Annotated in this window: 19 protein-coding genes; 8 read left to right on the forward strand and 11 right to left on the reverse strand. The window is 67.2% G+C overall.

The window, feature by feature from the left end:
- Positions 1 to 28: 28 nt before the first annotated feature.
- Entirely contained in the window at positions 29 to 913 is an 885-nt protein-coding gene (locus ACUH78_RS08595; protein WP_445333245.1) for an endonuclease/exonuclease/phosphatase family protein, read from the forward strand.
- Here ACUH78_RS08595 and ACUH78_RS08600 read toward each other — a convergent pair.
- The 5 genes from ACUH78_RS08600 to ACUH78_RS08620 form a co-directional block, all read right to left on the reverse strand.
- Positions 892 to 1,674 (reverse strand): alpha/beta fold hydrolase, encoded by a 783-nt coding sequence (locus tag ACUH78_RS08600; protein ID WP_445333246.1) that lies wholly within the window; start codon positions 1,672 to 1,674, stop codon positions 892 to 894. The genes ACUH78_RS08595 and ACUH78_RS08600 overlap by 22 nt on opposite strands.
- A gap of 21 nt (positions 1,675 to 1,695) precedes the next feature.
- On the reverse strand, positions 1,696 to 4,413 hold the full coding sequence (locus ACUH78_RS08605; RefSeq protein WP_445333247.1) for a two-component system response regulator: 2,718 nt from the start codon (positions 4,411 to 4,413) through the stop codon (positions 1,696 to 1,698).
- The gene (locus ACUH78_RS08610; RefSeq protein WP_418363418.1) at positions 4,410 to 4,787 is read right to left on the reverse strand and encodes a response regulator; all 378 of its coding nucleotides are present in this window, start codon (positions 4,785 to 4,787) and stop codon (positions 4,410 to 4,412) included. Before ACUH78_RS08610 ends, ACUH78_RS08605 begins: the two co-directional genes overlap by 4 nt.
- Positions 4,784 to 6,601 (reverse strand): ATP-binding protein, encoded by a 1,818-nt coding sequence (locus ACUH78_RS08615; protein WP_445333248.1) that lies wholly within the window; start codon positions 6,599 to 6,601, stop codon positions 4,784 to 4,786. The genes ACUH78_RS08610 and ACUH78_RS08615 overlap by 4 nt, the downstream gene beginning before the upstream one ends.
- Before the next feature lie 206 nt (positions 6,602 to 6,807).
- Positions 6,808 to 7,023 (reverse strand): YdcH family protein, encoded by a 216-nt coding sequence (locus ACUH78_RS08620; RefSeq protein ID WP_418363416.1) that lies wholly within the window; start codon positions 7,021 to 7,023, stop codon positions 6,808 to 6,810.
- A 197-nt stretch (positions 7,024 to 7,220) separates the two neighbouring features.
- On the opposite strand from ACUH78_RS08620, the gene greB reads away from it, so the two are divergent.
- The 3 genes from greB (at position 7,221) to htpG (ending at position 11,607) form a co-directional block, all read left to right on the forward strand.
- On the forward strand, positions 7,221 to 7,775 hold the full coding sequence (greB, locus tag ACUH78_RS08625) for a transcription elongation factor GreB (RefSeq protein WP_418363415.1): 555 nt from the start codon (positions 7,221 to 7,223) through the stop codon (positions 7,773 to 7,775).
- Positions 7,776 to 7,936: 161 nt separating this feature from the next.
- Entirely contained in the window at positions 7,937 to 9,568 is a 1,632-nt protein-coding gene (locus tag ACUH78_RS08630; RefSeq protein ID WP_418363414.1) for a methyl-accepting chemotaxis protein, read from the forward strand.
- 95 nt (positions 9,569 to 9,663) lie between these two features.
- Positions 9,664 to 11,607: a molecular chaperone HtpG gene (gene htpG, locus ACUH78_RS08635; RefSeq protein WP_445333249.1), complete on the forward strand. Its 1,944-nt coding sequence runs from the start codon at positions 9,664 to 9,666 to the stop codon at positions 11,605 to 11,607.
- A gap of 66 nt (positions 11,608 to 11,673) precedes the next feature.
- Here htpG and ACUH78_RS08640 read toward each other — a convergent pair whose 3' ends face one another.
- Positions 11,674 to 13,320, reverse strand: coding sequence for a chloride channel protein (locus ACUH78_RS08640; protein WP_445333250.1), 1,647 nt, complete (start codon positions 13,318 to 13,320; stop codon positions 11,674 to 11,676).
- A 183-nt stretch (positions 13,321 to 13,503) separates the two neighbouring features.
- Here ACUH78_RS08640 and ACUH78_RS08645 point away from each other — a divergent pair, with 183 nt between their 5' ends.
- Entirely contained in the window at positions 13,504 to 14,007 is a 504-nt protein-coding gene (locus tag ACUH78_RS08645; RefSeq protein ID WP_418363411.1) for a MarR family winged helix-turn-helix transcriptional regulator, read from the forward strand.
- Between the two features lie 120 nt (positions 14,008 to 14,127).
- On the opposite strand, the gene ACUH78_RS08650 is transcribed toward ACUH78_RS08645, so the two are convergent.
- Entirely contained in the window at positions 14,128 to 15,306 is a 1,179-nt protein-coding gene (locus ACUH78_RS08650) for a vWA domain-containing protein (RefSeq protein WP_445333251.1), read from the reverse strand.
- A gap of 58 nt (positions 15,307 to 15,364) precedes the next feature.
- On the reverse strand, positions 15,365 to 16,216 hold the full coding sequence (locus ACUH78_RS08655) for an AAA family ATPase (protein WP_418363409.1): 852 nt from the start codon (positions 16,214 to 16,216) through the stop codon (positions 15,365 to 15,367).
- Positions 16,217 to 16,372: 156 nt separating this feature from the next.
- Here ACUH78_RS08655 and ACUH78_RS08660 point away from each other — a divergent pair, with 156 nt between their 5' ends.
- Complete coding sequence (locus ACUH78_RS08660) at positions 16,373 to 17,431, forward strand: RNA methyltransferase (protein ID WP_445333252.1); 1,059 nt, start codon at positions 16,373 to 16,375, stop codon at positions 17,429 to 17,431.
- Between the two features lie 93 nt (positions 17,432 to 17,524).
- Here the strand turns inward: ACUH78_RS08660 and ACUH78_RS08665 are convergent, their stop codons facing one another.
- Genes ACUH78_RS08665 through ACUH78_RS08675 form a run of 3 tightly spaced genes read right to left on the reverse strand, consistent with a single transcriptional unit; the run spans position 17,525 to position 20,219 of the window.
- Entirely contained in the window at positions 17,525 to 18,004 is a 480-nt protein-coding gene (locus ACUH78_RS08665; protein WP_445333253.1) for a DUF411 domain-containing protein, read from the reverse strand.
- Positions 18,001 to 19,515 (reverse strand): heavy metal sensor histidine kinase, encoded by a 1,515-nt coding sequence (locus ACUH78_RS08670; protein ID WP_445333254.1) that lies wholly within the window; start codon positions 19,513 to 19,515, stop codon positions 18,001 to 18,003. Before ACUH78_RS08670 ends, ACUH78_RS08665 begins: the two co-directional genes overlap by 4 nt.
- Positions 19,512 to 20,219 (reverse strand): heavy metal response regulator transcription factor, encoded by a 708-nt coding sequence (locus tag ACUH78_RS08675; RefSeq protein WP_418363405.1) that lies wholly within the window; start codon positions 20,217 to 20,219, stop codon positions 19,512 to 19,514. Before ACUH78_RS08675 ends, ACUH78_RS08670 begins: the two co-directional genes overlap by 4 nt.
- A 167-nt stretch (positions 20,220 to 20,386) precedes the next feature.
- Between ACUH78_RS08675 and ACUH78_RS08680 the strand changes: the two genes are divergently transcribed.
- Complete coding sequence (locus ACUH78_RS08680) at positions 20,387 to 20,872, forward strand: copper-binding protein (protein WP_445333255.1); 486 nt, start codon at positions 20,387 to 20,389, stop codon at positions 20,870 to 20,872.
- Between the two features lie 12 nt (positions 20,873 to 20,884).
- The gene (locus tag ACUH78_RS08685) at positions 20,885 to 22,267 is read left to right on the forward strand and encodes a TolC family protein (protein ID WP_445333256.1); all 1,383 of its coding nucleotides are present in this window, start codon (positions 20,885 to 20,887) and stop codon (positions 22,265 to 22,267) included.
- Positions 22,268 to 22,452 lie beyond the last annotated feature (185 nt).

A 22,452-nucleotide genomic window follows, 5' to 3' on the forward strand; every position in this document is an offset into this window, starting at 1 on the left:
TGAAAGCGTGGGGGAGTGAGCGGTGGCGATGAGGCTGTTGAGCTGGAACATACAGTGGGGCAGGGGGGCCGATGGGCGGGTGGACCTCGCGCGCACCGCAGCGGCGATCCGCGCGGCGGGCGCCTTCGACGTGATCTGCCTGCAGGAGGTGGCGAGCAATTTTCCGGGGCTGGCGGGCGGTGCGCGCGAGGATGCGCCGGCGCTGCTTGCCGCGGCCTTTCCCGAGTACGAGCCGGTGTACGGGGCGGGGATCGATCTGCCGGATGGCGAGGGGGGGCGTGCACGCTTCGGCAATCTGCTGCTGTCACGCCTGCCCGTGGGACAGATCTTCCGGCATCTGCTGCCCTCACCGGCTGATCCGGAGTACCCGGCCATGCAGCGGGTTTGCGTGGAGGCGGTGGTGCAGGCGCCCTGGGGGCCACTACGCGTGCTGACCACGCACCTCGAGTATTACTCGACCACGCAGCGGCGTGCGCAGGTCGAAGCCTTGCGCGCCCTGCAGGCCGAAGCCGCTGACCTGGCCGCGCGCCCGCCCGCGGTGAAGGAATCGAATCCCTCGTTCGCGGCACCGCCCCGGCCGGCGGCCGCCGTGCTGTGCGGGGACTTCAACTGCGAGCCGGGTTCGGTGGAGCATCGGGCACTGCAGGCGCCGCTGGCGAGCCCGGAATGGGGCGGCACGCGTGCAAGCTGGCTGGATGCCTGGCCGCTCGTCCATGGCCGGACGCGCCATGCGCCCACGGTGGGCCTGCATGGCGCGGAATGGCCCGATCGCGCCTACTGCTGCGACTTCTTCTTCGTCACCACGGACCTCGCTGCTCGCGTGCGTGCGCTCGCGGTGGTGGCCGGGACGGCGGCTTCGGACCACCAGCCGGTGATGCTGACGCTGGACGATCAGCCCGCCAGCAGGGCCTGAACCACGGCGGCGGGATCCTCTTCGAGCATGCCGTGCCCGCATCCCGGCAGCACCACCAGGTGCGCGTCGCCGGTCGCTTGCAGGGCCTCGAGGAGGGGCGCGACTGCCTTCACCGGCGTCATGCGATCGACTTCTCCGCACACCAGCAGGCTGCGGCCGACGCGCCGTCGCGCCGCAGCAAGGCCGTCCTGCCAGGCGTCGCACGCCCCGAGGTCGGAGGCGAGCACGGCCGCACCGTTGCGCTGCAGGCGCGCCAGGTTTGCGGTTTCCAGCGCTTGGCGCCGGGCGTCGCCGATCCGTTCGGCGGGGGCGAAGGAGAACTTGTTGATCAGCGCGTGGGCTTGCGGCGGGTCATTGCGTGCCGCATCGAGCACGAAGGGCGCGACCGGCATTGGCGCCAGGCTACCGATCAAAATCAGGTGGCCGACCCGGTCCGGGGCGGCGTCGGCCGCTGCGAGTGCGACCAGCGAGCCCATGCTGTGCCCGCCCAGGTCGAAAACATTCAGTCCGAGAGCATCGGCAAAGGCGAGCACCCAGTCTGCCATGGCGTCGATGCTCGGGCACGCATCGCCCCCGGAGTCGCCGTGGGCAGGCAGGTCGGGGGTGATCACGCGTCTGCCCGCCTGGGCCAGGCGCTCGGCGACGTCCTGCCAGATGCCGCGATCGTGGCCCGCGCCGTGGAGGAGGAGGAGCGGGTGGGCTGCGTTCGGCCCGAACGCGTCGTAGGCGACCGGGTGGTCGCGCACGGTGAGGGTGTGCATGCTTGGAGTCTCCGGGGGAATTCAGGTGGCGAGCAGGCGGGCCAGCGCTTCGGATTCGAGCGGGCGGTTGAAGTAATAGCCCTGCAGGAGGTCGCATCCAGCGTCCTTCAGGAATCGGGCCTGTTCTGCCGTTTCGACGCCCTCCGCGACGGTCTGCAACCGCAGGCTGCGTGCCAGGGCGATGATGCCACGGACGATCGCGGCGCTGTCCCCGTCCTGCGCGGCGTCGTGCACGAAGCTGCGGTCGATCTTCAGCTGATCGAGCGGGAAGCGGCGCAGGTAGGCCAGCGAGGAGTGGCCGGTGCCGAAGTCGTCCACCGAGATGCCCACCCCGAGCGCCTTGAGGCCCGAGAGGATCTGTGCGGCTTGGGCGGCATTGCACATGACCATGCTCTCTGTGATCTCCAGCTTCAGCAGGCGTGCGGGGAGGCCTGTTTCGGCGAGACAGTCGTGGATGTGCTCGGTGAGTCCGGTGTCGTTGAACTGGCGGGCAGAGAGGTTGACCGCGACCTGCATCTCCCGTCCCATGTCGATCCAGCGGCGCGCCTCACGGCAGGCGGCGAGCATGACCCAGCGGCCGACTGCGAGGATGAGTCCGGTCTCCTCCGCGAGCGGGATGAAGTTTCCGGGGGGGATCAACCCACCGTCCGCAGCACGCATGCGAACCAGCGCTTCGGCCGCGAACAAGCGGCCCGATTGCGCCTCGTACAGCGGCTGGAAATGCAGCACGAGCTCGTTCTGCGCGATCGCGCGCCGGAGTCGAGCCTCCATCTCGAGTTTGGTGACCGCTTCCGCGTTCATGTCCGAGGTGTAGAAGCGGAAGGTGTTGCGTCCGGCGTCCTTGGCGCGATACATCGCCGCATCGGCGTCGCGAAGCAGCGCGTCGAAGTCGTCATCATCCTGCGGGAAGACGCTGGCACCGATGCTGGCCGAGATCTCGACCTCGCGGCCGTGCGCGACGATCGGCGTGCGCACCGCACGCAGGATCCGTGCTGCCACCAGGGCTGCCGTCTGGGGGCTGGCGAGGTCGGCGAGCATGACGACGAATTCGTCGCCGCCCAGGCGGGCGACGGTGTCGTGGGCGTCCACGCAGCCACGGATGCGGCGGGCGATCTCCTTCAGCATCTGGTCGCCTGCGTCATGACCGAGACCGTCGTTGATGCGCTTGAAATTGTCGAGGTCGATCAGCAGCAGGGCCAGCGCCCGCCCGTCCTGGCGCGCGAAGGCGATCGCCTGGTTGCTGCGGTCGCGCAGCAGGTTGCGGCTGGCGAGGCCGGTCACGGGGTCTTCGTTGTTCTGGCGCTCGAGCGCTTCCTCGTAGGCAATGCGCTCGGTGATGTCGTTGATGACGCCAACGCAGTGCGTCGCCCGGCCGGCCGCATCGTACACCGGGGCAACGCTGAGCTCGTTCCAGAACAGGCTGCCGTCCTTGCGGTAGTTGCGCAGCACGACCTCGACCTCGCGCCCCGACTTGATCGCCATGCGGAGCTCTGTAAGGCCGCGTTGTCCGGTGTCGCTGGCCGCGAGGAAGCGGGGGTTACGCCCGAGCGCTTCGGATGCACTGTACCCGGTGATGCGCTCGAAGGCGCGGTTCACATGAATGAGCGGGTTGTCCGGCTGGCGCGGGTCAGTGATCATGATGCCGTTGGCCGAGGCCTCGACTGCCCTGCCCAGCAGATGGGCGGTTTCTTCTGCGCGTTGGCTGCGTGCATCGCGTTCGAAGTTCTCCAGCGCGAAGGCAATGTCCGATGCCATCTCGGTGACGAGTTCGGTCATGGCGTCGTCGAAGAACCCGGCTTCTCGGGCGAACAGGGTGAAGCAGCCGTTCACCGACCCGTCCAGCTGCAACGGGACGGCGACCGCGGCCTCGACCCCTGCCTGCGCAAACGCTTCATGCAGGTGCACCAGTGCAGCGTCAGCCTGAAGGCGGTTGCAGAGATAGGTGCGTCCGGAGGCGGTTGCGATCTCCGCAGGAGTGCGCGGGGGCGGCTGCGTGGTCAGTGGCGCGAGGTGCTCGAGCCAGGGCAGGGGTGCGCCATGGTTCGCGGCCACGCGGAGTTCTTCGCTGCCGGGGGAGAGGAGGCCGATCCATGCTGCCGCCAGTCCGCCCCGTTCGACGGCGATCCGGCAGGTCGCCTGCAGCAGGTCGGCAGCATCGGCAGCGTGGACGATGGTGTGGTTGGTCGCGCTGAGCGCCGCATACAGGCGGTTCAGGCGTTCGAGACGGCACTCGGCCTGCTGCAGCTCGGCCACCCGGGCCTCGAGCTGTGCGCTGCGCTGTTCGAGCTTGCCGATCAGAACCTGGTTGTATTCCTTGAGCACGACGCTTTCATCGGTACGCGGCTTGGCTGCAGGCTGTTTGTCGGCTGCCGTGGCAGCGAGGACGTTCTCCACCGCGTGCATGAAGACGTCGGGTTCTGCAGGCTTGACGATGAAGGCGTCGGCGCCCAGGTCGAGTGCGAGCCGCTCATCGCGCGGTTCGGTGTAGGTTGCGGTGTAGACGACGAAGGGGATTGGTGCGAGGCTGGGGTCCGCTTTCCACTCGCGGAGCAGAGTATAGCCGTCCATGGCCGGCATCAGCAGATCACTGATGACCAGATCGGGTCGGTGTGTCCGGGCCGAGGCCAGCGCTGCAATGCCGTTGTCGGCCTCTTCCACTGTGAAGCCGTGCCCCTGAAGCAGTGCGCGCAACAGGTACCGGTTGTCGGTGCGGTCGTCGACGATCAGGATCTTCCTCATGCGTCGGTCTCCACGTGGTAACGCTCCACCTCTTCGGCGAAGTGTTCGGGGTCGATGGGTTTCTCGATGTAGCCCGTGCAGCCTGCGGCGAGGCATTGCTCGCGGTCGCCGGGCATGGCGTAGGAAGTCACCGCGATGATCGGAACTTCTGCGAGGCTGGGGTTTGCGCGCAGCCTGCGCGCGACTTCGTAGCCATCCATCCCGGGCAACTGGATGTCGAGCAGGATCACGGCCGGCGCGACGTCGGCAGCGACACGCAGGCCGTCGGGGCCGTCCTCGGCCTCGATCACCTCCCATCCGCGAGCGCGGAGGAGGAAGCAGGCGAGGTAGCGGTTGTGAGGGTTGTCCTCGATCAGCAGGATGCTCCGGTTCATGACTCTCTCCCGTGTGATACCGCGGCCGTGTCGAGCGGTAACGTGAGGGTGAATCGGCTGCCGTGGCCCCATTCGCTTTCGACGGTGATGTCTCCGCCCATGAGCGTTGCCAGCCGCTTGCAGATTGCCAGCCCCAGGCCCGTGCCCTCGTGCTGGCGCGAGAGCGCGCTGTCGATCTGACGGAAGGGCTGGAAGAGCAGTGGCATATCCTCGGCGCGGATTCCCATCCCCGTGTCGCGTACGGTCAGTTTCGCTACGGTGGGACCAGCGCCGGCCACGATGTGCTCGTCCCCGGCCGAAGGCGCCGGATACTCGAGCTGGAGGGTGGCGCGACCGTGCTCGGTGAACTTGATCGCGTTGGTCAGCAGATTGAGCAGGATCTGTTCGACGCGTCGCGCGTCTCCGGTCATGACGCAGGGGACGGGCGGCTTGTCGAGTTCGAGCGTGAGGCCCTTGCGTTCCGCAAGAGGACGAACGATGCCGGCCACCTTCTCGGCCGAAGCGGCAAGATCGAAGGGCGCGTGGGCGATACGCAATTCGCCCGCCTCGATCTTCGAGATGTCGAGGACGTCGTTGATCAGCGCCAGCAGGTGGCGGGCGCTGTCCCGGACCATTCCGAGCTGGTGGGCCTGTTCGTTGCTCAGGGGGCCGGCGAGCCCCTGCAGCAGGATGCCGGTGAAGCCGATGATGGAGTTGAGCGGTGTGCGCAGCTCGTGGCTCATGGTGGCGAGGAAGGCCGATTTCAGGCGGTCGGCGGACTCGGCGGCGTGCTTGGCGGTGAGCAGTTCGCGGTTGGTGTCGGCGAGCTCGGCGGTGCGCTCGGCGACGCGCTGCTCGAGCCCGTGGGCAAGGCGCGTGATCTCCTCGTTGCGTTGCGTGATCTCGCGCGTCTTCACGCGGACTTGCCGCCGCAGCATCCACACCCACAGGGCGCTTGCGATGAGCAGCCCGATCACCAGCATGGCTACTTTGACAACCCAGGCCGGAAGGGCAGTCTTCGGGCTCTCCGCCTGCACGGTCCAGCGGGCGTGGGACTGGAAGAATACCGAGTTGGGGTCGGCTTTCATCGCAAGCAGATGACGGTCGATTGTGGCCAGCAGGGAGGGGTCAGCGCCCCTCTTCATCGCGTAGAACAGGCGGGAGGGACTGAAGATGATTGCCGTGTCGACCAGACCGAACTGCGCGGCATGACGAATGCCGAAGAAGCGGTTCGTTACCGCCGCATCCGATTCCCCCGCGGCGACCGCGGCGAAGGCCTCTGCATAGCTGGGATAGGCACGCAGCGTTGCGCTCAGGCTGAACGTGGCCAGCAACTGCTGCAGTTGATCCTGTTGCACCGACCCTTCCAGCACGGCGATGCGTTTCTGCGCAAGGTCCGGCAGCGCGCGTACGCCTGCGCCCGGCAGGGTATAGATCTGATTCCAGCTCGACAGCACCGGCTCATCATGAAACAGGAATCGCATCTCGCGCTCGGCGTCGCGCGCGACGTCCGGCATCAGGTCGATCTCACCCGCTTCGAGCCGGGCCAGGCCTTCTCCCCATGATCCGGGTAGGTACTCGATCTGCCAGCCTTCACGCGCGGCGATGGCCTCGAGGATGTCGATGAAGATCCCTTCGCCGCGCCCCTCGGCGGTGATGCCAACCTTGGGACTGTTCTGGTAGAGACCCACGCGCACCGTCTGGCTTGCGTGCGCACTGCCGGTAAGGGTGGCCACACAGGCGATGAGCACCAGCAGCACCGTGTGGACGAAACCTGCTTGCCCGCGGTACGGATCGGGTGTGCTGATTTGCTGGACTGCGGGCGGAATGGCCATTGTCCTGGTCTCGGAGACATGGAACTGCTCGCCGGCACCGACAGCCCGGGAGCAGCTTACGCGTTGAGAATGGTACCCATTTTGAGCGCTGAGTTTGTGTGTGAATCGTCACGGACGATGTTTGATGGGGGCTTGCCCTGGCGTCCAAGCGCCTGTCTCAATGCGCGACGATCGTGCCATCGGAACCCGGCAGGGGGAAGCATGCATCAAGCGTATTCGTCGGGGTCGAGCATGTGCTCGATCGCAGCGATGCGGTCTTTCAGTGCGAGCTTGCGTTTCTTGAAGCGCCGCAGCATGAGCTCGTCTTCGGGCGGCTGCTGCGCGAAGCGGGCGATTGCGTCGTCGAGGTCGCGGTGCTCGAGGCGAAGCTCCTCGAGTCGCGTGCGAAGGCTGGTGACCTCGTCGAATTGCTGGTTTGTCATGAATGCGCTCCCCCGATGTTTCGCGCGGCATGCTGAAGGGCGCACCCGCACCGTATTTTTTCCCAATGGTATGCGGCCCGGCCTGGGCTGACAATGCGTCGGGGATGGTTGCTGCGGGGCGGCGGGCGGCAGGTGGGTTGGCGCTAGTGCGATCCAGTCCGTACCATCCGCACTTTGGTGATCGAAGCGGGCTGAAGATGAACAAGGCCTTTGTGAAGGAGCCCGACGGGGACGAGGACGAAGAGGCGCTCGCACCGGGCTTGCGCCTGCCCGCCGGCAGCAAGAACTACATGACTCGCCGCGGCTATGACGCGCTGCGTGCCGAACTCGATCAGCTCGTGCGTTTCGAGCGCCCCAAGCTGGTCGAGACCGTGGCCTGGGCCGCGGGCAACGGGGACCGCTCGGAGAACGGGGATTACATCTACGGCAAGAAGCGGCTGCGCGAGATCGACCGCCGCATCCGCTTCCTGATCAAACGCATCGAAAACGCCGAGGTGGTCGATCCCGAGCGCCAGCAAGGCCTGGAGCAGGTGTTCTTCGGTGCCACGGTGCGCTTCTGCGACCTCGAAACCGGAGAGGAACAGACCCTGCAGATCGTGGGGGTCGATGAGGCCGACGCCTCGCAGGGGCGTATCAGCTGGATCTCTCCGCTCGCGCGTGCGGTGCTGAAGTCCAGGGCGGGGGAGGTCGTGCGCTTTCAGAGTCCGGCCGGGCCGCGTGAACTCGAGATCGTGGACATCGCCTACGTCTGAAATGCGAGCGGGATGACCACCTGCGCCTTTTATGGAGGTTTTCGCGACGGCCGTGAAGTAAATGGCTCAAGTCAGGACGATTTTCACCGATACCGGGCACAGGGGAGGTCGCCGCGCTCTGGGGTTTGGGTCGGCGTCGTTACAAGACAGGGACAAGAATCATGAGCCTTAAATCAATGTCGATCGTGCAGCGTATTTCGCTCATGGTCGTGGTCGCGATGGCCGGCCTGGCGCTGCTCACCGCGGTGGCCGTGCGCGATGAGTACCGGCAGATGGCCGAGGGCTACGAGCGCAACATCAAGAACCAGGTGGAGGTGGCGCATGGCCTGATCGCGCACTTCCACGCCCTGGAGCGCAACGGGGCGATGAGCCGCGCGAGCGCACAGGAAGCGGCCAAGGCCGCACTGCGCGCGTTGCGCTATCAGGGTAACGAGTATTTCTGGGTGAATGACAGCGGGCCGGTGATCGTGATGCACCCGATCCGCCCCGAGCTCGAGGGCAGGAATCTGTCGGAGAATCGCGATCCACAGGGCAAATACCTGTTCCGCGAGTTCGTGCGCGTCGCACACGCCGATGGCGCGGGCTTCGTCGATTACCTGTGGCCACGTCCGGGGTCCGACATGCCGCAGCCGAAGTTGTCCTACGTGAAGATGTTCGCCGAGTGGGACTGGATCGTGGGAACCGGCGTGTATGTGGACGACATCGACGCCTCGATGCGCGATGCGGCGATGAGGCTCGGCGCATTCGTGCTCGCCGTGGTCGTGATTCTGGGCTTGATCTCCTGGTGGGTGGTCCGCGGCGTGGTCTCCGCGCTCGGTGGAGAGCCGGTCTATGCGAACGAGATCATGCGCCGCGCGGCGGATGGGCATCTGGATGTCGAGGTCCGGAACCGGGCGGGGGGCGAAAGCCTGCTCGGCACGCTATCGAACATGCTCGGTCAGCTGCGCTCCATGGTCGGCGAGATCGGCCAGAGCTCAGGGCAGCTGACCCGAACTGCGCAGGATATCTCTCAGGCCTCACGGGTGGTTTCCAGGGCATCGGCCGCGCAGACCGATGCAACCGCCTCCATCGCGGCGGCCGTCGAGCAGATGACGGTGAGCGTGGAGCACATCTCCGATGGTGCCCGCCATGCCGAGGAGAACTCCGCGGCCACGTCCGAGCTTGCACAGGAGGGCGCGGGGCGGGCGGAACGCGTCGTGACGGAGATGCGCTCGATCGCTGCCAAGGTGGGCGCTGCGGCCGAAAAGATCCAGCACCTGGTTGCACGTGCCGATGAGGTGGGTTCGATCGCGAACGTGATCAAGGAGATCGCGGGGCAGACCAACCTGCTCGCGCTCAATGCTGCGATCGAGGCCGCACGGGCCGGTGAGCAGGGACGTGGCTTTGCGGTGGTCGCGGATGAGGTGCGCGGTCTGGCTGAGCGCACGGCCTCTGCCACGGTGCAGATCGAGAAGGTGATCGAAGGCATCCAGACGGAGACCCGTGGCACGGTGGCAGCGATGGCCGAGGTTTCGGCGCAGGTGGAAGGCGGGGTTGCGCTGGTCGATGAGACCACCGAGTCGCTGCACCAGATCCGCTCGGGCGCCGGCGAGGCGCTGGAGAAGATCCGCGGCGTGGCGTTTGCCACCCGGGAGCAGAGCTCCGCGGCGACGGAGATCGCCCAGCAGGTCGAGAAGATCACCTCGATGGCGGAGAACACCTCCACCGAGATGGTCGAGATGGCGCAGCTCGCCGAACGCATGGAGCAGCTTGCCGGCGACCTCAACCAGCTCGTCGGTCGCTTCCGCTGTTGAGGACTGGCTCGCATGCGCGGGCCGGTACTTGAAAGCGCGGGCACACGCCCCCATCTGCGGCTCCGTCCTGATCAAACAGACGGAGCCGCAGTCACATGTCCGAAGTGCAGAACCCGAACAATGCATCGTCCCAGACCCTGAACTTCCAGGCCGAGGTGAAGCAACTGCTTCACCTGATGATTCACTCGCTGTACTCCAACCGCGAGATCTTCCTGCGCGAGCTCGTGTCCAACGCCTCCGACGCCTGCGACAAGCTGCGCTTCGAGGCGCTCGACAACGGCGCGCTCTATGAAGACGACGCTGAGCTGAAGATCCGCATCGGCTTTGACGCCGACGCCAAGACCATCACCATCGCCGACAACGGCATCGGCATGAGCCGCGACGAGGCCATCGCCCACCTGGGCACCATCGCCAAGTCCGGTACGCGCGAGTTCTTCGGCCAGCTCACGGGCGACCAGAAGAAGGATGCCAACCTCATCGGCCAGTTCGGCGTCGGCTTCTACTCCGCCTTCCTCGTCGCCGATCGCGTCACCGTGCTCACCCGCCGCGCCGGTCAGGCTGCCGGCGAGGGCGTGAAGTGGGAGTGCTCGATGGCCGGCGACGAAGCTGGCGCCTACACTGTGGCGCAGGTCGACAAGGCCAGCCGCGGCACCGAGATCACCCTGCATCTGCGCGAAGGCCAGGAAGACCTGCTGTCATCGTGGAAGCTCAAGAGCCTGATCCGCAAGTACTCCGATCACATCGTGCAGCCGATCGTGATGAAGAAGGAGGAATGGAGCGAGGAGCAGAAGGCGCAGGTGTTGACCGACGAGGACGAGACGGTCAACCAGGCCAACGCGCTGTGGACACGCGCCAAGAACGACATCAAGGACGACGAGTACACGGGCTTTTACAAGCACGTTGCGCACGACTTCGAGGACCCGCTGGCGTGGACCCACTCGCGCGTCGAAGGCCGCCACGAATACACCAACCTGCTCTACATCCCGAAGAACGCGCCCTTCGACCTGTGGGACCGCAGCGCCAAGCACGGCATCAAGCTGTATGTGAAGCGCGTGTTCATCATGGACGACGCCGAGAAGCTGATGCCGACCTACCTGCGCTTCGTGCGCGGCGTGGTCGATTCGGCCGACCTGCCGCTCAACGTGTCGCGCGAGATCCTGCAGGAGTCCAAGGACATCGACACCATCCGCGCCGGCTGCACGAAGAAGGTGCTGACCCTGCTCGAGAGCCTGGCCAACAGCGACGAGGCCGCGGACAAGGAGAAGTACACTGCGTTCTGGAAGGCATTCGGCAAGGTGCTCAAGGAAGGAGTGGGCGAGGACTTCGCCAACAAGGAGAAGATCGCTGGCCTGCTGCGCTTCGCCTCGACCCAACTCGACACGCCGGATGAGGTCGTCTCACTCGCCGACTATATCGGCCGCATGAAGGAAGGCCAGGACAAGATCTACTTTGTCACCGCCGAGACCTTCAACGCAGCGAAGAACAGCCCGCATCTCGAGGTCTTCCGCAAGAAGGGCATCGAGGTGCTGCTGCTGTCCGACCGTGTCGATGAGTGGGTGACCGGCAACCTCACCGAGTTCGACGGCAAGCCGCTGGTCTCTGTCGCCAAGGGCGGCCTGGACCTGGGTGCGCTTGAGGACGAGGCCGAGAAGAAGGAAGCCGAGAAGGCTGCCGACGAGTACAAGGAACTGCTCGACAAGATGAAGGCGAGCCTGGGCGAACGCGTCAAGGATGTGAAAGTGACCCTGCGCCTGACCGATTCGCCTGCCTGCCTGGTGGCCGACGAGCACGACCTGGGCATGAATCTGGCGCGCATCCTCAAGGCCGCGGGCCAGAGCGCACCGGATTCGAAGCCTATCCTCGAGGTCAATCCCAGCCATCCGGCGGTGCTGCGCCTGAAGTACGAGGACAAGCACTTCGACGACTGGGCGGCGGTGCTGTTCGATCAGGCGCTGCTGGCCGAGGGCGGTACGCTCGATGACCCGGCGACGTTTGTGAAGCGCATCAACCAGCTGATGATGGCGATGAGCGGCAACTGAGTCGGCCTCTCCAGCGCGAGGGGAAAAAAAGGGGCGGCGCGCCCGAAGGTGGCCGCCCTTGTGCATTCAGGTGGTGGCGTCGGGCCGGCCGCCGGGCGCTGGCGCATCGGGCGCAAGGGGGGCATCGGGTGTCGCTGCCACCGCGCTCGGCGCGTCGGGGACAGGCGTCTCCTCGGCAGGCAGTGCAGTTTCTGTCACAGTGCTCGGCTCGGGCGCCGTGCCTGACTCGATGGAAACCGGCTCCGGCGTCGACTTGGCCGCTGCGGCTGCGCCATCCTGCCCGGTGGCTGCCGCGGCGCTGCTCTGCGCGGCTTGTCCTGCAGCGGCGGCTTCCACCTGCCGGTGCGCCTTGCGCAGCCATGCGTGCGAGAGCGCGTGATACAGCGGCACGGGCGCGACCGAACGTGAAACGCTGTGTGCGACCACTGCGGTCGCCATCAGCGGCAGCAGCATCTGGTGGTTCGCGGTCATCTCCATGACGATCACGAAGGATGTAATCGGGGCCTGCGTCATCGCGGCGAGGAAGGCCACCATACCCAGCACCAGGATCGCCGGGTCGGGCTCGCCGGGCAGCAGCAGCGCGACGTCTGACCCCAGGCCGGCGCCCACTGCGAGTGCAGGCGCGAAGATGCCGCCCGGAATGCGGGAAACGAAGACCAGCCAGATCACCGCCATCTTCATCAGCGTGAAGGCGACCGGCAGGGCCGCGCTGCCTTCGAGGGCGGCCTTGGATTCGGCGTAGCCGGTACCGTAGGTCAGTCCGCCACTTGCCAGGCCGATCAACGCCGTCAGCAGGCCGCACATGCCGGCGAAGGCCACCGGGCGGGTGCGCGCGATGAGCCCCAGACGTCCGGGCAGCCCGCGCGCGCTTGCGATCAGCACGCGCGTGAAGATGCCGCCCAGCAGCCCGCCTGCAACGCCGCAGGCCAGCACGGGCCAGATGCCGTCCGGCCAGCCGATGGCCGCCAGTGTGCGGCCGAAGTAGGTGTAGTTGCCGAGCACTGCGAGCGACATCAGACCGGCGAAGATGACTGCGGTAAGAGTGGTGCTGTTGGCGCGGAAAGCGTGGTAGCGGCACATCTCCTCGATCGCGAACATGATGCCGCCGAGCGGGGTGTTGAATGCAGCCGCGATGCCGGCGCCGCTGCCCGCGACGATCAGGTCGCGGCTCGACGCGATGCGCCGCCGCCGCTTGCGGCTCGACAGCAGAAGCATCACCGAGGCGCCGATCTGCACCGAAGGCCCCTCGCGGCCGACGGATGCGCCGCTGAGCAGGCCGCCCAAGGTCAGGAAGACCTTGGCGATCGCGATGCGCAGCGAAAGCAGCTTGCGCCGCACCCGTCCGTCGTCGGATGCCGATGCGGCGATTGCCTGCGGGATGCCGCTGCCCTCGGTCCCGGGGAACAGGCGGAAGGAGATCCAGGCGAGCGCGGCGAAGCCGCCGGGGGCGATCAGCAGCGTGAGCCACGGGTGCTCGCCGATGATCGATGCGTGCGTGGCGATTGCGAGTTCGGCCCCGATCGCGAACGCGATCGCGATCAGCCCGGCGAACAGTGCCGCGCCGACGAGCAACAGGCGGACCCGCCAGCGCCGCAGTGAGAGCCAGGGAAGGAAGTAGCGTCTTCCGCCGCGCAGCAGGCGGGCGGGCGCCCAGCGGCCAGGCTTGCGCGGGGTTGTACGACTGCTTGTTTCGGGTGTGGGTTCGATCGTCATCGGGTGCCTGGCGGCGGTTCAGCGCTTTCGGGGTTCGGGGTGTGCCGGGCGCGGAAACGTTTGTTTTTTTGCAATGTTGCACATGCGCAAGGTGAACGATACCGCTACCATAGCTGCCGCTGCACGCTGTGATGTTTTTTTGACAATGAAGCTTTGAACAAATATAGTTTCCACGAGATTCAAATGGCGGAATCGCAACAGAAAGTGAAGAAGCCGGCGCTGCCGGCAACCCCGTTGTCCGTGCTGCAACGTTTCAGGATCCTGATCCGCACGGCGCAGCGGCACTCGCAGTGGATAGAGCGGCAGAGTGGCGTTACAGGTGCACAGCTTTGGGCTTTGCAGGAACTCCGCGAGTCCGATGGCTTGCGGGTGGGTGAGTTGGCGAATCGTATGGCGCTGCACCAATCGACGACCTCGAACATGGTCGATCGGCTGGAAACCGCGGGTCTGCTGCGCAAGCAGCGCACGAGCGCGGATCAGCGCGTGGTGCGGCTCTATCTGACCGAGGAAGGCAACGCCTTGCTCACCAGAGCGCCTTCTCCCGCACGGGGCGTACTACCCGAAGCCTTGCGCCTGATGGACGAGGAAGGGCTGGTCAGCCTGCAGAGCGAACTGGACAAGCTTCTCCGCCAGATCAAGAACCTCGACGACGGCTTCGGCATGCAGCCGCTGCCCTTTACCGAATGACACTCGGCCGGCCCCGTGGGCGGGCCGGGCGAACGTGTTCCCTTGGTGTTCTTGCACTGATGCGGACAGCAGTTGGAGCGACCCGACGGGTCGCTCTCTTTTTGCCTGTATTGCGCGTGGTCAGTGCTTCTTCGACAGGTTCTGCATCGCACGCCCGATGCCATCCAGCGTGAGCGGATACATGCGCGCGCCCATGATCTGCTGGATGAGCTCGATGGACTTGCGATAGGGCCACAGACGCTCGGGCTCGGGGTTCAGCCAGGCCGCGGCCGGGTAGGCGTCGAGCAGGCGGCGCAGCCAGGTGGCGCCGGCCTCGCTGTTCATGTGCTCGACCGAGCCGTGCGGATGCAGGATCTCATACGGGCTCATGGTCGCGTCGCCAACGAAGATCAGCTTGTAGTCCGACCCGTACTTGTGGATCACGTCGAGCAGTGCGGTGCGTTCGGAATGGCGCCGATGGTTGTCGCGCCACACGCCCTCATACACGCAGTTGTGGAAATAGAAGTACTCGAGATGCTTGAACTCCAGCCGGCAGGCGGAAAACAGCTCTTCGCACACCTTGATGTGGTCGTCCATCGAGCCGCCCACATCCAGGAACAGCAGCACCTTCACCGCATTGTGACGCTCTGGGCGCATCATCAGGTCGAGCCAGCCGGCATTGCGCGCCGTTGCGGCGATGGTGCCGTCCAGGTCCAGTTCCTCGGTGGCACCCTCGCGGGCGAAGCGGCGTAGTCGCCGCAGTGCGACCTTGATGTTCCGCGTACCCAGTTCCACCGAATCGTCGAGGTTGCGGAACTCGCGCTTGTCCCACACCTTCACCGCCGTGCGGTTGCCGGCAGACTCGCCGCCGACGCGAATGCCTTCGGGGTGGGTGCCGCAGTTGCCGAAAGGCGAGCTGCCGCCGGTGCCGATCCACTTGTTGCCGCCCTGGTGGCGCCCCTTCTGCTCTTCGAGGCGCTTGCGGAACGTTTCCATCAGCTTGTCCCAGCCGAGCTTTTCCAGCTTTTCGCGTTCCTCGGGCGAGAGGTGCTTCTTCGCCATGGCGCGCAGCCATTCCTCGGGCAGCTCCGCTTCCAGACCCGGCGCCTGGCTGGCCCCCTTGAAGTACTCGCCGAAAGCCTGGTCGAAGCGGTCGTACAGGGACTCGTCCTTGACCAGACAGGTGCGGGCGTAGAAGTAGAAGTCCTCGAGCGAGGGGCCGCAGACCCGCGCGTGCAAGCCCTCGAGCATGGCGAGGAACTCGCGCGTCGAGACTGGCAGCTTGCGTGTCTTCAAGTGCAGGAAGAAGTCGATCAGCATGGTGGTTCGTTCCGCGGGTACCGGGTCGGCAGCGGCTGGTCCGCCGATGGGGGACCGCTCAGCGATTGTGGCGCGCCATGAACACCAGGCGTTCGAACAGGTGCATGTCCTGTTCGTTCTTGAGCAGCGCACCATGCAGCGGCGGAATCGCTGTCCGGCCGTCGCTGCTGCGCAGCGCCTCGGGCGGGATGTCCTCGGCCACCAGCAGCTTGAGCCAGTCGATGAGCTCCGAGGTGCTGGGCTTCTTCTTCAGTCCGGGGACGTCGCGCAGCCCGAAGAAAACCTCCAGCGCCTCGGCGAGCAGCGCCTTCTTCAGGCCCGGGAAATGCACGTCCACGATGCGCTGCATCGTGTCGCGGTCGGGGAAGCGGATGTAGTGGAAGAAGCAGCGGCGCAGGAAGGCGTCGGGCAGTTCCTTCTCGTTGTTCGAGGTGATGAAGACGATGGGTCGGTGGCGCGCCTGGATGGTCTGGCGCGTCTCGTACACATGAAACTCCATGCGGTCGATTTCGCGCAGCAGGTCGTTGGGGAACTCGATGTCGGCCTTGTCGATCTCGTCGATGAGTACCACGGTTGGCTGCTCGGCCTCGAAGGCCTGCCACAGCACGCCCTTGACGATGTAGTTGCCAATGTCCTTGACGCGGTCGTCGCCGAGCTGCGAGTCGCGCAGGCGCGAGACTGCATCGTATTCGTACAGACCCTGCTGCGCCTTGGTGGTGGACTTGATGTGCCACTGCAGCAGTGGCAGGCCCAGGGCGGCGGCCACCTGCTCCGCGAGCATGGTCTTGCCGGTGCCGGGCTCGCCCTTGATCAGCAGGGGTCGTTGCAGGCGGATTGCCGCGTTGACCGCGAGCATCAGGTCGGGGGTGGCGACGTAGTCTTGTGAGCCTTCGAAGCGCAGATCGGACATGCAGGTTTCCTCGAAACGGTTAGCGTCGATTATAGAGGGCGGATGCCTCCGGTCGGACACCAGGGGCCGTGTTTCCGGGGGGGCGGGTCGTGCGGTCCCGCCCCCGGGCACGATCGTGCGCACATGGGGCCGGTCGAGGTGCTAGCATCGCGCGCCATGAACGTCGAACAGATTCGCCAGCGCCTGCGCGCGCTTGGCGCCCGTCCCAGCCACGAAGGCCGGCTGCTGCGCGCCTGGCTGCAGGGTCGCGCGCTGGATGGCGGTCCGCACACCGAATCCAATCGCCTGCCCAAGGCCCTGCAGATGGCGCTGCCCGAACTCGAGGCGGGGCTGCTCGCGCTTGCCCGCGTGCGCTCCGAGCACCCGGGCGAGGAGGGTACGCGCTTGCTGGTCGAGCTTGCCGACGGCCAGACCGTGGAGAGCGTGTTGCTGCCGCGTGAGGGGCTGTGCGTGTCCACCCAGCTCGGCTGCGCGGTGGGCTGCGTGTTCTGCATGACGGGCAAGGACGGCCTGCTGCGCCAGCTCGGCAGCGCCGAAATCGTCGCGCAGGTGGCGCTGGCACGCCGGCGCCGCCGGGTGCACAAGGTGGTGTTCATGGGCATGGGCGAGCCGGCGCACAACCTTGACGCAGTGGTCGAGGCGATCGAGCTGCTCGGTACCGAGGGTGCGGTGCCGCACAAGAACCTGGTGCTGTCCACCGTAGGCGATCTACGCGTGTTCGAGCGCCTGCCGCAGATGGCCGTGAAGCCCGCGCTCGCGCTGTCGCTGCACACCACGAAGGCGGACTTGCGGGCCGAACTGCTGCCCCGTGCGCCGCGCATCGATCCCGCCACGCTGGTCGAGTGCGGCGAGGCCTGGGCGCGCGCCAGCGGCTATCCGATCCAGTACCAATGGACGCTGATCGAAGGCGTCAATGACGGCGCGGATGAGATCGAGGGCATCGTGCGCCTGCTCGCCGGAAAGTACGCGGTGATGAACATGATCCCGTTCAATGCCGTGGATGGGCTGGCCTACCGACGACCGAGTGCCGATCGCGCGGCCGAGATCGCGCGCACGCTGCATCGCCGCGGCATCCTCACCAAGCTGCGCCAGTCGGCCGGGCAGGACGTGGATGCGGGCTGCGGACAGCTACGCGCGCGCGCGATCAAGCTGGGTTTTGTCCAGCGCGAGGCAAGACGCGCGCCGACGGTGCGGCCCTCCGGGGCCGCCTCGTAGCTGCGCCCGTCGTGCCCTCTGCGCAGTCCAGCGGCGGCCGGGCGGGGCCGCGTCGTGAAGGGCCTCGGGCCGCGTGTACCGGGGAGCCGGCGCTCAGTGGCTGGAAAAGACCGCCGTCCTGCCTTGCGCGTCGAAGCTGACCACGTCGTAGCGGGCGGCCGGGTAGGGGCCTTCCATTCCAGGGGAGCCGAGCGGCATGCCGGGTGCCGATAGGCCGGTGATGGCCAGCCTTTCGTCGAGCATGCGGCGCACGTCGGCGGCGGGGACGTGGCCCTCGACGACATAGCCGCCGACCCGGGCGGTGTGGCAGGAGCCCAGCGCCTGCGGCACGCCGGCCTCCTCCTTGACAAGGCTCATCTGCGTGCTGGCGACTTCCTTCACCGTGAAACCTTGCGCACGCATGTGCTCGGCCCATTTGCCGCAGCAGCCGCAGTTGGGGTCCTTGTACATGACGACCTCCTCATCGGCGGCGAGGGCCGGAGAGAGGGTGGCGAGGCCGAGGACGGCGGCAGCGAAGAAGCTGCGCAGTGGGGTGCGCGGCAGGGGGCGCCTGTCGTAATGGCTGGTGCTCATGAGGTGGGCTCCTGTGTGCTTCGTTGTGGGTTCGGGGACTGCGCCGAGGATGAGGCCTCGGCAGGAAGAGAAATGCTGAAGGTCGTGGTGCCGGCTGCGGACTGCGCGTGGATGTGTCCGCCGTGGGCGTGCACGATCGAGCGTGTGATCGCCAGGCCGAGCCCCGCACCTTCGCCATGGCTGCGGCGGTTGGCGCTGGCGCGATGGAAACGGTCGAAGATGCGCTCGAGCTGTTCGGGCGGGATCGGCTCGCCGTCGTTCTCGATTTCGATCTCGGCGACCGCCGGCGCGGCGCAGCCGGGTTCCTGAGCGGCGCTGTCGGTGCCGGCTGCGGCCTGCGTGCCGCGGCGGTTGGTTGTGCGCAGGCGAATCCGCACGCTACCGCCAGCGGGGGTGTGGCGCAGCGCGTTCGACACCAGGTTGGACAGTGCACGGCGCAGCATCAGGCGGTCGCCGCGCACTTCGGCGGCGCCCCGTACGGTGAGGCTGACCTGCTGCGCCTCGGCCAGCGCATCGTAGAACTCGGCCAGGGCGTGCGCTTCGGCCTCCAGCGCGACGGCCTCGTCGCCGCGCGGCAGGCGCCCGTCCTCGGCGCGCGCTAGAAACAGCATGTCGCCCACCATGCGCGCGATGCGTTCGAACTCTTCCATGTTCGATGCCAGCACGTCGCGGTACTCCTCGTTGCTGCGGGTCTGCGCAAGCGCCACCTGGGTGTGGGTCATCAGGTTGGAGATCGGTGTGCGCAACTCGTGCGCGATGTCGGCCGAGAACTCCGACAGGCGGCGGAACGAGCCCTCCAGTCGTGCCAGCATGCCGTTGAAGGCTTCCACCAGCTCGCGCACCTCGGCCGGCGCGTCGTCCTCGGCGAGGCGCTCGCCCAGGCGCTCGGCCGAGAGCTGGCCGGCGGTGGCGGTGACCCGGCGCAGTGGTGCCAGGCCGCGATGTGCGGCGAGCCAGCCGAGCAGCGCGGCGGCGATCGCCGCGGCCGAGATGCCCAGCCACAGGCCGCGGCGCAAGGTGTCGAGAAAGTGGATGTGGTGAGAAACGTCGAGGGCAACCAGGGCAAGCACGGCGCCGCCTTCCGCCGCCCCTTCAGGCAGCGTGATGCGCGCCGCCCGGCCGATGACCTCATGGCCGTCCTGCGACCAGGGCGTGCTCGCCGCAGGCAACTCGCCGCCCTCGCGCTGGGCGCGGGTGAAGAAGTGGGGCTGGATCGCATGCAGCACGCGGCTGTCGCCATCGCGCAGCAGCACCGCCACCGTGTCCTGGCCGGCGAAGGCGTCGTCCAGTTGCAGCAGGCGTTCGTCCAGCGGGTGCGCCGGGTCCGCGCCCTGCAGCAGGTTGCCGACCAGGGTCAGCTTGCCGGCGAGCTCGTGATCGTCGAGTTCGTGGAAGTGGTGCTCCACCGCGCGCCCGATCACCACCCCGACCACGATCAGCAGGCTCGCCGTCATCGCCGCGAACAGCAGCGCGAGGCGGGCGGTCAGCGACAGGCTGCGCGGCAAGCTCATGCGCCCTCCGGCCGCATCGTGCGCGCATGCTCCGGCGGCGCCTCGAGCACGTATCCCATGCCGCGCACGGTGCGGATCAGCTTCGGCTCGAAGGCATCGTCCACCTTGGCGCGCAGCCGCCGCACCGCAACCTCGATCACGTTGGTGTCGCTGTCGAAGTTCATGTCCCACACCTGCGAGGCGATCAATGCGCGTGGCAACACTTCGCCCTGGCGGCGAAGCAGCAACTCGAGCAGGGCGAATTCCTTGGCGGTGAGCTCGATGCGCTGACCGGCGCGGCTCACGCGGCGGCGCAGCAGGTCGAGCTCGAGGTCGGCGGCGCGCAACTGCTCGGGCTCCTTCGTGCGCGAGCGGCGCAGCAGGGTGCGCACGCGGGCGAGCAGTTCGGAGAATGCGAAGGGCTTGACCAGGTAGTCGTCGGCACCGAGCTCCAGCCCGCGTACCCGGTCCTCGACCTGATCGCGCGCGGTGAGGAACAGCACCGGCACGTCCTGGCCGCTGCGGCGCAGCACCTGCAGCACGCCCCAGCCGTCCAGGGTCGGCAGCATCACGTCGAGCACGATGAGGTCGTAACTGCCCGTGAGTGCCAGATGCAGGCCGTCTGCGCCGTCGCGCGCGAGGTCGACCACGAAGCCGGCCTCGATCAGGCCCTGGCGCAGGTAGTCGCCGGTCTTCGGTTCATCTTCGACGATCAGGATCTTCATGGCCGTGATTCTGCCTCGCTGCGGCCGCGGCGGACGAAACTGACAGGAATGTAATGCGCGCGTCAGCAGGCGGTCGACCGCCGCTCTCCATACTCGGTTCGTATTGGCGGAATCGATGGCCCTGAATCCACCGTCCGAACCCCACCGAAGAGAACAGGAGAAGGCACATGCATCACGACATCCCTCCGGCCGGCGCAGCGCGCCATGCGCGGGTTTTCAACGCAGGTGCGCGATCTGCACCTTCCCGTGACGCAGCGGTTCAGCATGCGGCCGCGCATCGACCGGTGGCTGCGCTGTGGGTGATGCTCACCTGCGGGGTTGCGCTCGCCGCATCGCTTGCCACGACGCGCGCCGGGGCGGCACAGGGGCACGATGCCCATCACGGCCACGGAACCCCGGCGATCGTGGAGGCCGAGGACGGGGCGAAGTTCGCGCCCTCCGAGGGGGAGGTCAAGCGCCTCGACGTTGCGCGCAAGCGCGTGACCATCGCGCATGGCCCGCTGGAGAACCTCGGCATGCCGCCGATGACCATGGCCTTCGAGGTGGATGAGTCGGCCCAGCTCGAGGCCCTGAAGGTCGGTGATCGTGTCCGCTTCATCGCCGGCAAGGACGGGCGCCGTTATACGGCGAGCGAGATCCGCGTACAGGACTGACGGGGTCTCGGGATGGACACTTCTTTCGCGGCCTGGACGGAGCGGCGATGCGGGGCGGGGATCCTGCCGGTTTCAGGCATGACCGCGTGCGCCACGCGGCGGCCAACACGTGCCGCGTGGCGCCGGGTTTGTGTCGCGGCGTTGTTGTCGCTGGGGGTGTCCCTGGGCGCGTCCCCGCTCGCCGCTGCGCAGGATTCGCCCGGTGCGAGCGCGGAAGGGCTGGTTGCGCTCGCCCGCACGGCGAACCCGGCGTTCGCGGCCGAGCGCCACCAGACCCAGGCCGTGCGCGAGCGCGTCGGCGCCGCCGGTGCGCTGCCCGATCCGCGCTTCCAGGTGGAACTGATGGATGTCACCAATACCATGCGCGGCGGCAACACCGCGCTGCTGCCCGGCGAGGTCGGCGAGACCCGCTATCGCGTGGTGCAGCCCTTGCCCGGCTGGGGCAAGCGTGCCCTGGAGCGCGATGCTGCGCGGACGGCGGCCGCACGGGCGGAGGCGGGGCAGGATGCCGCCTGGCGCACACTCGAAGCGCAGGTGCGTGCCGTCTGGCTGCGGTACTGGCAGGCTGATCGCGAGGCCAGGCTGAACGGCGCTCAGCAGCGCCTGCTGAAAAGCGTGGAAGAGAGCGCGCTGGCGCGCTACCGCAATGGCATCGGCAGCCAGCAGGCGGTGCTGCAGGCGCAGCGTGCCCACGCTGCCGAACGCCTTGCCGCGCTCTCCATCGCGCAGCGCAGGGAGGGCGCAGCGGCAGCCCTCAACGCCCTGCTCGGGCGGACGCCGGATGCGCCGCTTGCCCTCCCGGACGACCCGCCGCCCCTGCCTGCGAAGCTCGACTTTCCAAGTCTCGTCGAACGCGTGCGGCAGGCGCATCCCGAGGCAAGGGCCGAGGCCGTGGGCGTCGAAGCCGCGCGCATCGAGCGCGAACGCACCCGCCGCGAGCGCCAGCCCGACTACGCCGTGGGCCTCACCTACAACCGCCCGCGCGGAGGGCAGGAGAGCTGGGATCTGATGTTCGAGGTGATGATCCCGCTGCAGCAAGGTGTTCGCGACGCGCGTGAGCGTGAGACTGCGGCCCTGAGTCTGGCCGCCGACGCGCGCCGGTTGGCGACCGAAACCCGCCTCGCGGGCGAACTCGGCACAGCGTGGTCTGCCTGGCAATCCGCCACGGACCGTCTGCGCCTGGTGCGCACCAGCCTGCTGCCACAGGCCCGCGCCGGGCGTGACGCTGCCCGTGCGGCGCTCGCTGCCGGTGCGCCGTCTTCGACCGATGTTTTCGAAGCCGTGCTGATGACCGAGCGACAGGTGCTCGACACCGAGTTCGCGTTGCTGCAGGCCGAAGCCGAGGCGCGCCTGGCGGTGGTCGAGATCGGCCGACTCTCCGGAGAAATCGAGTGATTCCAGACCATATGGCCGTGGACGCAGACGCTGCAGTCGGCCCGCAGCGCTGTTCCGACTCGGGCCTTGCCCGTGAGATGCGATTCGCGTCGAAGTGCCCTGGCGCCGCGAGTCGTGACATGTGCGACATGTGCGACATGTGCGAAACGTGCGGCATCCGTCGGCAGACGGGCGGTTTCAGCGTC

Source organism: Thauera sp. ZXT1-4 (assembly GCF_052598215.2).

Excerpts from the sequence above, each read along its gene's own strand:
- ACUH78_RS08595 (WP_445333245.1), top strand. The coding sequence starts at position 29 with ATGAGGCTGTTGAGCTGGAACATACAGTGGGGCAGGGGGGCCGATGGG.
- ACUH78_RS08600 (WP_445333246.1), bottom strand. The coding sequence starts at position 1,674 with ATGCACACCCTCACCGTGCGCGACCACCCGGTCGCCTACGACGCGTTC.
- ACUH78_RS08605 (WP_445333247.1), bottom strand. The coding sequence starts at position 4,413 with ATGAGGAAGATCCTGATCGTCGACGACCGCACCGACAACCGGTACCTG.
- ACUH78_RS08610 (WP_418363418.1), bottom strand. The coding sequence starts at position 4,787 with ATGAACCGGAGCATCCTGCTGATCGAGGACAACCCTCACAACCGCTAC.
- ACUH78_RS08615 (WP_445333248.1), bottom strand. The coding sequence starts at position 6,601 with ATGGCCATTCCGCCCGCAGTCCAGCAAATCAGCACACCCGATCCGTAC.
- ACUH78_RS08620 (WP_418363416.1), bottom strand. The coding sequence starts at position 7,023 with ATGACAAACCAGCAATTCGACGAGGTCACCAGCCTTCGCACGCGACTC.
- greB (WP_418363415.1), top strand. The coding sequence starts at position 7,221 with ATGAACAAGGCCTTTGTGAAGGAGCCCGACGGGGACGAGGACGAAGAG.
- ACUH78_RS08630 (WP_418363414.1), top strand. The coding sequence starts at position 7,937 with ATGAGCCTTAAATCAATGTCGATCGTGCAGCGTATTTCGCTCATGGTC.
- htpG (WP_445333249.1), top strand. The coding sequence starts at position 9,664 with ATGTCCGAAGTGCAGAACCCGAACAATGCATCGTCCCAGACCCTGAAC.
- ACUH78_RS08640 (WP_445333250.1), bottom strand. The coding sequence starts at position 13,320 with ATGACGATCGAACCCACACCCGAAACAAGCAGTCGTACAACCCCGCGC.
- ACUH78_RS08645 (WP_418363411.1), top strand. The coding sequence starts at position 13,504 with ATGGCGGAATCGCAACAGAAAGTGAAGAAGCCGGCGCTGCCGGCAACC.
- ACUH78_RS08650 (WP_445333251.1), bottom strand. The coding sequence starts at position 15,306 with ATGCTGATCGACTTCTTCCTGCACTTGAAGACACGCAAGCTGCCAGTC.
- ACUH78_RS08655 (WP_418363409.1), bottom strand. The coding sequence starts at position 16,216 with ATGTCCGATCTGCGCTTCGAAGGCTCACAAGACTACGTCGCCACCCCC.
- ACUH78_RS08660 (WP_445333252.1), top strand. The coding sequence starts at position 16,373 with ATGAACGTCGAACAGATTCGCCAGCGCCTGCGCGCGCTTGGCGCCCGT.
- ACUH78_RS08665 (WP_445333253.1), bottom strand. The coding sequence starts at position 18,004 with ATGAGCACCAGCCATTACGACAGGCGCCCCCTGCCGCGCACCCCACTG.
- ACUH78_RS08670 (WP_445333254.1), bottom strand. The coding sequence starts at position 19,515 with ATGAGCTTGCCGCGCAGCCTGTCGCTGACCGCCCGCCTCGCGCTGCTG.
- ACUH78_RS08675 (WP_418363405.1), bottom strand. The coding sequence starts at position 20,219 with ATGAAGATCCTGATCGTCGAAGATGAACCGAAGACCGGCGACTACCTG.
- ACUH78_RS08680 (WP_445333255.1), top strand. The coding sequence starts at position 20,387 with ATGCATCACGACATCCCTCCGGCCGGCGCAGCGCGCCATGCGCGGGTT.
- ACUH78_RS08685 (WP_445333256.1), top strand. The coding sequence starts at position 20,885 with ATGGACACTTCTTTCGCGGCCTGGACGGAGCGGCGATGCGGGGCGGGG.